General features: G+C 42.2%; 11 tRNA genes. All 11 read right to left on the bottom strand.

The features are described 5' to 3' along the window. Positions 1-76 precede the first annotated feature (76 nt). Positions 77-152 (bottom strand) — tRNA-Phe (locus ON17_RS02040). A gap of 14 nt (positions 153-166) precedes the next feature. After that, positions 167-242: transfer RNA gene (locus tag ON17_RS02035), tRNA-Asp, on the bottom strand. A gap of 14 nt (positions 243-256) precedes the next feature. Further along, positions 257-333, bottom strand: a tRNA-Met gene (locus tag ON17_RS02030). A 72-nt stretch (positions 334-405) separates the two neighbouring features. Then, positions 406-496 (bottom strand) — tRNA-Ser (locus tag ON17_RS02025). A gap of 35 nt (positions 497-531) precedes the next feature. After that, positions 532-608: transfer RNA gene (locus tag ON17_RS02020), tRNA-Ile, on the bottom strand. A 6-nt stretch (positions 609-614) separates the two neighbouring features. Further along, positions 615-691: transfer RNA gene (locus tag ON17_RS02015), tRNA-Met, on the bottom strand. 49 nt (positions 692-740) lie between these two features. After that, positions 741-816, bottom strand: a tRNA-Ala gene (locus ON17_RS02010). An 8-nt stretch (positions 817-824) separates the two neighbouring features. After that, positions 825-912: transfer RNA gene (locus ON17_RS02005), tRNA-Leu, on the bottom strand. A gap of 50 nt (positions 913-962) precedes the next feature. After that, positions 963-1,038: transfer RNA gene (locus ON17_RS02000), tRNA-Lys, on the bottom strand. Positions 1,039-1,044: 6 nt separating this feature from the next. After that, a tRNA-Thr gene (locus ON17_RS01995) sits at positions 1,045-1,120 on the bottom strand. A gap of 23 nt (positions 1,121-1,143) precedes the next feature. Beyond that, a tRNA-Val gene (locus ON17_RS01990) sits at positions 1,144-1,219 on the bottom strand. Between the last annotated feature and the right edge of the window lie 19 nt (positions 1,220-1,238).

The following is a 1,238-nucleotide window of genomic DNA, read 5'->3' as shown; positions in this document are numbered from 1 at the left end:
AAAATTAATAATACAGAAATATTATAACAAATGCATTAAATTTTGTTTAAAAAAAGTTAATTTTAAATATAATCAATGGCGGCTCCGGACAGAATCGAACTGCCGACACGAGGCTCTTCAGGCCACTGCTCTACCAACTGAGCTACAGAGCCAAATATTATTTATTTGGCGGTCCGGACGGGGATCGAACCCGCGATCTCCTGCGTGACAGGCAAGCATGTTAACCACTACACCACCGGACCTTTTTGTGTTTTTTTGGTTGCGGGAGTAGGATTTGAACCTACGACCTTCGGATTATGAGCCCGACGAGCTACCAAACTGCTCTATCCCGCGATCTCAACTTAAATCATAAAAATTATAACATAAGTTATTGGAAAATATTTATAAAAAATTATTTTTAAATATTGGCGGAGGAAGAGGGATTCGAACCCCCGCGCCCTTTCAGACCTTCCAGTTTTCAAGACTGGCCCCTTCAACCGGACTTGGGTATTCCTCCAAAATTTAATTATAACAAAATTTTAATTAAATTTATGGTGGACCCGGTAGGATTCGAACCTACGACCAACCGGTTATGAGCCGGTGGCTCTGACCAACTGAGCTACAGGTCCATACGATGGTGGCGGCAGAGGGACTCGAACCCTCGACCTCAGGGGTATGAACCATGTGCTCTAGCCAGCTGAGCTACACCGCCTTTGTTTAAATTTTGTTTTTTTAATTTTTGAAATTATTAATATTAATGTTGGTGGAGCTTAGCGGATTCGAACCGCTGACCTCCTGTGTGCAAGACAGGCGCTCTACCAACTGAGCTAAAACCCCTTTTTTAATGGTACCTGAAGCCGGACTTGAACCGGCACGGCTCTAAAAACCATGGGATTTTAAGTCCCACGTGTCTACCTATTCCACCATTCAGGCAAATAAGCCAAATTAAGTTTTCGTTTATATTTGTCTAAAAATTAATAAAATGGTGACCCGTAAAGGACTCGAACCTTTGACACCTTGATTAAAAGTCAAGTGCTCTACCAACTGAGCTAACGGGCCGCCTAATGGTGCCAAAAACAGGAATCGAACCCGCAACCTACTGATTACAAGTCAGTTGCTCTACCTATTGAGCTATTTTGGCTTTAAAATTGTGATTGTAAAAATTGGTAGAGGATGAGGGACTTGAACCCCCGACATTCTGCTTGTAAGGCAGACGCTCTCCCAACTGAGCTAATCCTCTTTTTAAAAGTAATTTTTCA

This window comes from Poinsettia branch-inducing phytoplasma str. JR1 (assembly GCF_000309465.1).
GTDB lineage: Bacteria > Bacillota_I > Bacilli_A > Acholeplasmatales > Acholeplasmataceae > Phytoplasma > Phytoplasma pruni.
This window is presented reverse-complemented; position numbering and strand designations above follow the sequence as displayed.